At 59.2% G+C, this 7971-nt stretch carries 7 protein-coding genes; 2 read left to right on the top strand and 5 right to left on the bottom strand.

Annotated features, from left to right (window positions below; all coding sequences use genetic code 11):
• Positions 1–37: 37 nt before the first annotated feature.
• The 5 genes from J4G14_14365 to J4G14_14345 all read right to left on the bottom strand — a co-directional run bounded on the left by J4G14_14365 (position 38) and on the right by J4G14_14345 (position 6807).
• A complete protein-coding gene (locus J4G14_14365; GenBank protein ID MCE2458974.1) occupies positions 38–1267 on the bottom strand; it encodes a cytochrome P450 in 1230 nt (409 codons plus the stop codon).
• Positions 1268–1380: 113 nt separating this feature from the next.
• Positions 1381–2502, bottom strand: coding sequence for a galactonate dehydratase (dgoD, locus tag J4G14_14360; protein MCE2458973.1), 1122 nt, complete (start codon positions 2500–2502; stop codon positions 1381–1383).
• Positions 2503–2620: 118 nt separating this feature from the next.
• Positions 2621–3421 carry an ABC transporter permease gene (locus J4G14_14355; GenBank protein ID MCE2458972.1) on the bottom strand — a complete coding sequence of 267 codons (801 nt, stop codon included), beginning with the start codon at positions 3419–3421 and terminating at the stop codon, positions 2621–2623.
• 101 nt (positions 3422–3522) lie between these two features.
• On the bottom strand, positions 3523–4467 hold the full coding sequence (locus J4G14_14350) for an ABC transporter permease (protein ID MCE2458971.1): 945 nt from the start codon (positions 4465–4467) through the stop codon (positions 3523–3525).
• Between the two features lie 102 nt (positions 4468–4569).
• Positions 4570–6807, bottom strand: a complete 2238-nt coding sequence (locus J4G14_14345) for a hypothetical protein (protein MCE2458970.1) — start codon at positions 6805–6807, stop codon at positions 4570–4572.
• A 403-nt stretch (positions 6808–7210) separates the two neighbouring features.
• Here J4G14_14345 and J4G14_14340 point away from each other — a divergent pair, with 403 nt between their 5' ends.
• On the top strand, positions 7211–7435 hold the full coding sequence (locus J4G14_14340) for an antitoxin (protein MCE2458969.1): 225 nt from the start codon (positions 7211–7213) through the stop codon (positions 7433–7435).
• Entirely contained in the window at positions 7435–7866 is a 432-nt protein-coding gene (locus J4G14_14335) for a PIN domain-containing protein (protein MCE2458968.1), read from the top strand. The genes J4G14_14340 and J4G14_14335 overlap by 1 nt, the downstream gene beginning before the upstream one ends.
• Positions 7867–7971 lie beyond the last annotated feature (105 nt).

Raw genomic sequence — 7971 nt, 5'->3', positions numbered from 1 at the left:
CAGCGCCGCCCGTTCAGTTGGAGTCAACGATTACGACTTATGACGTGACTGATGCGGCAGCCTGTCCAGCATGTTCGGACTCAGACCGTGGGGCGCGTTCGATTTCGATCCACAGCTCTTTCACTCCGCGCAGTACCACCTGTTCACGGTACTCGGGCTCAGAGAGAAGGCTGATCGAAGGGAACCGCTCCAGGAGGCTCGAGAATGCAATCCTGCCCTCGAGCATCGCAAGGGGCGCACCCAAGCAGTAGTGTATGCCGCGTCCGAAGGCTATGTGACTGGCTTCCTGGCGGCCGATGTCGAACACGTCCGGGTTGGTAAACACCGACGGGTCCCGGTTCGCTGCACCGAGGAGGCAAATAGCTCGCTGGCCCGGTTTGATGAGCTTCCCGCCGATCTCAACCTCTTCCGTAGCCATGCGTCCGTCGAGCTGCACCGGGCTGTCGTACCTGAGTATCTCGTTGATCGCGGAATCTATGAGGTCGGGCTCGTTCCTCAACCGATCCATCTGGTCTGGGTTCCTCAACAGTGCGAGCGTGCCATTTCCGATCAGATTGCGGGTCGTCTCGTTGCCTGCCACCAACAGAAGCAGCAGCGTGGCAAGCAGTTCCTCATGGGAAAGACGGTCGCCCTCGTCTTCGGCAGCTATAAGCGCGGTGATCATGTCTTCCTGCGGAACTCGGCGGCGCTGTTCGATTATCTCTTCGAAGTAGTCGTAGAGATTCGCCCCTGCCTCGTCGATTCGGCGTTGCTGCTCGTCACTGACGGTCGGTTCGATGCTGAGGGCAATGTCGTTCGACCACTCCTTGAACACCTCGATGTCTTCAGAGGGGACGCCAAGCATCTCCGCGATGACTATTACGGGCAGCGGGTATGCGAATGCATCAATGAGGTCAAATCTGTCCTGACCTTCAGTCGCCTCGAATAGGTCGTCTACCAGTTGCTGAATTCGCGGTTTGAGGTCGGCCACAGAGCGAGGGGTGAATGCCTTGGAGACGAGTGTCCTCAGCCTCGTGTGATCGGGAGGGTCACTATCAAGCATCGACCGGTATGCGCTCTTTCCCCCATAGTCGCGGGAGAAGCGGTCGTGGTCTCGGAGCACGGCGTTGGCGTGCTCATGCTCTGTCAGCACCCAGGCATTGATCGTTCTGAGCCGGTGGACCGGGTCTTTCTGGCGCAACTCTTCGTACTTGTCGAATGGGTACGCAATGGTTTTTGCCGAGATCGGGTTGTAGCTGACACCGGACTCGATACGCTCCCAAGCCATGAATGCCGGCATGAGCGTCGACCTCAAAACGCCGCGAACCACCTGTGGAACTGGAGCCATCGGATATCCTCCGGGGGAGTGTGTTCAGTTGCAGTATATCGCGTCGAGCTCAATTATGGATGGGCGGGTGCGCCGTCCGCGTGCGAGGCAAATAGTACCGGTCGGTAGCGGTAAGGGTAAGCCTCGAACACTTCCTCATTCAGGTCCACTCCCAGTCCGGGGGCGGTGGGAAGGTCATAGTAACCCGCTCCCAGCTTCATTGGTTCTACCTGTATCTCATCAAACACCGGCATGCGGGAGACATGCTCCAGGATGAGGAAGTTGGGAATGGACGCCGCAACGTGGATGCTCGCCGCGGTTGCAACCGGGCCCTTGGGATTGTGGAACGCCATGTTGATGTAGTACGTCTCAGCCATCGCGGCTATACGTCTCAACTCTGATATCCCACCGCAGTGGCAGACGTCCGGTTGAAGCACGTCGACGAGTTGGCGCTCGATCACGTCCTTGTTGCCCCAGCGCGTGAGCAGGCGTTCGCCGGTAGCAAGCTCGGTGCCAAGTCCCGCATGTCTGACCAGCGCTAACGAGTCTATGTTGTTAGGCGGAACCGGCTCCTCGAAGAACAGCAAGTTGTACTCCTCGATGGAGCGTATTAGCTTGATCGCCATTGCCGGTCTTGATCGACCATGGTTGTCGACCATCAGGTCAATGTCCGGACCAACAGCGTTACGCATCATAGCGATGTGATCTTTGAACTTCCCGGGTTCGGTCCGCTCATCAAGGTCGATCATCGGGTATCCCCAGCCGCTCTTAATCGCAGTGAAGCCCTGCTCGATGCCTGCCCGTGCTACCTCGACCGTGTCTGCGCCCGTGTATGTGCGGATGCGGTCTCGAACTGCGCCTCCCAGCAGCTGATATACGGGAACTCCGAGCGCCTTGCCCTTGATGTCCCACAGGGCCTGATCGATTGCGCTTAGCGCTGAGCTTATGATCACGCCGTTCCTGTACCGGTTGTGGAGATACATGAGTTGCCAGGCGCGCTCGATGTCAAAAGCGCTTCTACCAAGGATTTGAGGTGCAAGCATATGCACCGCCTCGGAGATCGTCGTTGCCTGGTTGACCAGGCCGCCTTCACCCCATCCGTGAATACCCTCGTCAGTTTCGACCTTGACAAACATCCAGTTACGCCCAGAGCCTTCGGCCCACATGACGAATGGCTTGATGTCGGTGATGTTCATACACCCGCACCCTGGCCCTCTCTCTGCCGAAGAAGGGGCTATCAGTTGATATACCTGCCTGTCCCTACGATTCTGCCAATTCCTGTCAGCCCTGAGTGATGGGACTGCTTGATAGTACTCAGAGCTGTCGAAGTCTGGGATCCCACCTGTCCCGCAACCAGTCGCCCACGAAGTTGAGCGCCACCACAACCAGCAGTATGGCAACGCCGGGGAACACAGGTAACCACCAGGAGTCCACCTGGTAGCTGTTCCCCTCGGCGATCATCACCCCCCACGCCGGCGTGGGGGGTGGAATACCGGCGCCAAGGAAGCTGAGTGTGGCCTCAGTTAGTATGAAGGTCCCGGAGCCGAGCGTCGCTAGCACTACGATCGTGTTGGCTACCCCAGGAAGGATGTGCTTGAGGATGATCCTCGGTGTGGACGCGCCCGCAACGCGAGCAAGGGCGACGTAGTCCCTCTCCTTGAGAGACAGTACCTCGGCGCGAACATTGCGCACGAAGCCCGTCCAAGCATTGAGAATCAGCAGAGTTATTACGACCCCAAAGCTGGGGCCGGTTATCGACACCACGATCAGCGCAATCATTAGGAACGGCACACCTATCCACACGACCACCACGAACATCACTAGCTCATCGACTACCCCCCCGTAGTAGCCGGATAGAATCCCGACCGCACTGCCAAGCAGCGTACCAGCGGTCAAACCTATCACCACCACGGTCACCGAGATACGCGCTCCGTGGATGATGCGGCTGAGGATGTCACGGCCCACGTGGTCGGCGCCCAGTATGTTTGTGGACGTGCCCCCTTCAGCCCAGACGGGCGGAGCGAGCCGGGCGCGCAGATTCTGCCTGATGGGGTCGTGCGGCGCGAGCACCGGCGCGAAGATCGCAGCTATAACGAGGACCGCGAGTATCAGCATCGGCACCACAGGCCATCGTCGAAAAACATACCAGACCTTCGAACCGACCGTCGTCGACCTAGCCTGACTCTCGAACAAGTCTGTCTCGCTCACGGCCATGTCTAGTTCAACCTGATCCTGGGGTCAAGGATGACGTAGATGATGTCTGAGATGAAGTAGGCGACCAGGTAAAGCAGCGTAATCATCAGCACCGAGCCGGTCAGGAGCGGAAAGTCGTTGTTGTAGAGCGAGTCGAGCGCAAGCCTGCCGAGTCCGGGCCAGGCGAAGATCAACTCGACGACGGTCGCGCCGTTAAGGTATCCGGCCAGCAACAGCACCGACACCGTGACCGGCGGAATCAGCGCGTTCTTGAAGGCGTGCTTCCAGACGACCACCCACGAACTGACTCCCTTAGCACGGGCGAGCTTGATGTACTCGGAGTCGAGAACTTCGAGCATCGCAGAGCGCGTGAGGCGCAGGTAGCCGGCAGCCGGCCCCCACGCTAGCACAATAGTGGGAAGGATGAAGTGCTTAATCTGCGTAGTCAGCGGCACATCCGTTGGCCGTGTGGATGTCGGCAACCAGCCGAGCATGACAGAGAAGATCAGGATTGCGACGATCCCGAGCCAGAACGCGGGAGTCGCCTGTCCGAACAGCGCGAAGGTGCGGCCCACATAGTCCCAGATCGTGGCGCGCTTTACCGATGACAGCACCCCGAGCGGAATGCCTATCAGAGTTGCAACCGCCCAACCCGCTACAGCAAGCTGTATGGTCGCCGGGGCGCGTTCGAGGATCAGCCTTGTTACAGGTCTCCTGTCGACGAGGCTGTTTCCCAGGTCTCCGGTTAGCGCGTTTCCGAGCCACATGAAGTATTGAACGATCAGCGGACGATTGAGCCCGAGGTACTCCCGGAGCGCGTCCATCTGCTCCGGTGTCCTGCCGTATCCCTCTCTGGCGTAAAGCAGCAGAGGGTCGCCCATAGTGCGAGACAGCGTGAACACGACGATAGTCACCGTGAACGCCGACAGCAGAATGAATAGAAACCTGCGAACAAGAAAACGCCGCAACAGCAACCCCTAGGCCATATCGCCACACCGCCGCCTGGCCGACGGTGTGGCGATCAAGTTCGAGTTATACAGCCCCCCAAAGTGGCGGGGCGTGTGTCTTCCCTAGCGTGCGGGTACTATGAATTCAGGATAGGCCATCAGGTCGAGCGAACCAGCCTGGCGCATCCCCCAGGATTCAATTGCCTTCGAATTGAACACCAGCAGGTCCGGCAGCGAGACCACGGCTGAACCCTGCATAAATTCGTGCATGTAGTCGATCAGCGCCGTGTTGATCTCGACACGCTTGAGCCTGTCAGGTTCCATGCTGGCATCCAGAATGGCCTGAGTGATCTCTGGCACCTCGACGCCGGGTCCGAATCCGCCGCGGCCCAGGCTGGTCATCTCACCGCCCTTGGGCCAGTCGAACGGCCGGTTGGTGGCAGTCTCGCCGATCGCCTGGATATTGATCTTTACAAACGACCTGGCGACGAGCGACGGCCTGACGGTCGAGTATGCGCTCTTGTCGACTGTGGTTCGGATTCCAACCTCGTCCCAGAAGCCTGCTACGGCGTCGGAGATGGCGTCGACGTTTGTGGCGGACCGGAAGATATCGGCATTGAACCGGACTCCGTCGCCGCCTCTTGGATATCCGGCCTCGTCGAGAAGCTGCTCGGCGCGGCTAGGATCGTACGGAATGAGCCAGCGGTCCTGCCACTCAGGCTGGATGACCGACGCCGACCACATGTACTCTGGCCACGCGAGGCCGTCCATGAGGGCCTCGTTCACGAGTGCCCTGTCAATGGCGAGGGACATTGCCCACCTGACCATTCGAGCCTTTTCCATACGCTTGTCTACGTCCATTGGGTCGACGGCCGGGACGACCACCGCCCATGGCACGCCTGGATCGTAGGACAGCCCGATTGGGCCGAGCGGCTCGCCGGTCCTCGGATCGTGGGTCTCCCAGTAGTTGCCACCCCAGAAGATGCCCGCCTTGCGGCCGCCGCCCGCGCTGACGGTGCGGAAGCCGGCGTCGACGAGGCGCTTCAGGTCCTTGAAATCAGGCTTGGCGACGTCCACCTCACCGGTCAGTAGCGAGGCCAGCCTAGTTGCCGCCTCTGGAAGCGCAACCAGCTGAATCGTCTGCACGGCCGCCGTCTGGCGCCAGTGGTCCGGGACCGCGCTCAATAAGCCCGAGTCCTCGGTCGCCCACTCGGTTATCTCGAACGGGCCGGTCATGACGACGTTGTCTCTTGACCAGTCCTCTCCGTTCTCGTCATAGGCGTTCTTGCTGATAACGCCGAACGAGAAGCCGAACATGTTTGTGCGGTTCCCGTCCCATGCCGGATCGAAATTCGCGAAAGGCAGGTCGAACGTTGAGTCGTCAATCGCGGTTGCCTCTGTGAACAGCACCCTGAAGTCGCCAGCCTGTCCATGGATGCTCTCAGGCGTTATTGCGGCGTTCGCGTCGTTAAGGCTCCAGGCTATGTCGTGGGCTGTCATCTCCCCATATCCCTTGTGGAACATGACCCCGTCCTGGACCGTGATGGTAGCCTTGGAGAGATCGGAGGCGATTTCAAATGACTTTGCCAACATGGGGCCCTGGATGTTGCCCTCTTCTGTCGGCATGAACAGCGTCTCAGCCACTCCCATATAGTTGAACAGGTCGCTGGCGCCGTGACGGTTGATTCCGACCGCCGGAGCCAGAGTCTCGGCCGCTATCTTAACGGTGCCGGCCGCGGCTTGCGGCTCTGGCAGGGTGACCGCTGCGGGTTCTGCCGTCTCCTCCATCGCGCCGACGGTCATGACGGCCTCGGCCGCTGCTTTGGCCATCGCCGACTCGACCGCGGCCTCAATGTCGGCCTGGGACATCATCTGCTGCGACGGCTGGGCTGCCAGCGCCTTGGAAATCGCATCAGACACCTGGGCCTCGGTGACTCCACCTGATTGCATGGCCATGGCGTTCGTAATAGCGTCCGCCATCTGCGCCTCGGTGACTCCGGGCTGTGCGGCCAGCGCCTTGGCAATGGCATCGGCTACCTGCGCCTCAGTGACCCCGGGCTGCGATGCCATCGCACCCTGCACAGCCGAGGCCACGTCCGCTGGCGTTACGTCCTGCTGCCCAGCCATCGCCTGCGCGATCGCGTCGGCTACATCTGCCTGCGTGACGCCTTGCTGGCCGGCCATCGCCTGCTGCATAGCCGCTGCCATTTCGTCAGCGGTGACGCCCTGGGGCTGGGCGTCGAGTGTTCTCTGAATCAGCGCATCGAAGTCCACCGGAGTGGGCACGGGCGCAGGTGCAGGTTCCGTCGAACTTGAACAGGCCAACGTCAGCACGGACAGAACCAGTATCACTACAGCCAACAATCCAATTCTTGCTCTCGACATCTGTCCGTCCTCTCACTATCCCTAATTCATGTCACGAGATTCCGGTATCCGGTGTCGCGCATTCTAACAGACGGGGTGGGAATTGAAAGTTTGACCGTATCCAACCGCAGGGCAATCGCATCCAAATTTTCTGCATCGGATCCAAAGCTAACTTGAGACGCGCCGGCACTCAGAACCGATCAGAGTCCGGCATGCAGAGCACCTGGCCAAAGCTAATGTCAAATAAGATGCGATTGCCCTGTATCCAACCGCCATCGAAGGGCTCTAGTTTCCGAATCTCCCTAGTATGATCCGACCAAGACTTCCTATGCTCCAAGTGGCTAACATTGCCGTGCACGAATAACTTGACGTTGCGATGATATGATGCTATGCTGCACTTATGAGAACCACAATTACTATCGATGATGATGTGCTAGCTGTAGCAAGGGCGTTGGCAGAGCGAGAAGGCACAAGCCTCGGCAGCGCAGTTTCAGAGCTGGCTCGTCGCGGGTTCAAGAATGCTACAACAGTGCGTGAGGACGGTATGCCGGTATTCAAGGTACCTGAAGATGCCCAGCCCATCACCAGCGAGGATGTCTACCGGGAACTTGACGAGTGGCCATGATTGCATTGCTAGATGTAAACGTTCTGATCGCCCTTGCCTGGCCCAACCACGTTCATCACGACGCCGCGCATACATGGTTTTCTAGACAAAGGTCGAGCGGGTGGGCGACCTGCTCCATTACCGAGTCGGGCTTCGTACGGATATCCTCCAATCCTGCGGTAGTCCGCCAGACTGTAACACCCAAGGAAGCAGTCGCATTGCTTCAGAACCTCAAGCAGCAAGAATCGCATTTATTCTGGCCGCTGGAAATCTCAATGGGTGAGGTGCCGGAAGACATTCTCGAACGAATCCAAGGATATCGCCAGGTAACGGATGCCGTGTTACTTGCGACCGCAATTCAGCGCCGAGGACAGTTGGCCACTCTTGATAGCGGTCTGGCAAGACTCACAACGGAGAGCAGTCATGAGTCTGTCTGCATCATTCCGGTGTGAGCTACCCTGCCAGGCGTCTGACGGCGTCTTCGTCTATCTCTACTCCGAGGCCGGGGCCGTCGGGCACTGTGAGGTAGCCGTCGACCTGGTCGAAGGGGGTCTCCA

It is taken from the genome of Dehalococcoidia bacterium, from assembly GCA_021295915.1.
Classification (GTDB): Bacteria; Chloroflexota; Dehalococcoidia; order Lucifugimonadales; family UBA1123; genus VXRN01.
The sequence above is the reverse complement of the archived record's forward strand: the minus strand, read 5'-3'. Positions and strand labels throughout refer to the sequence as shown.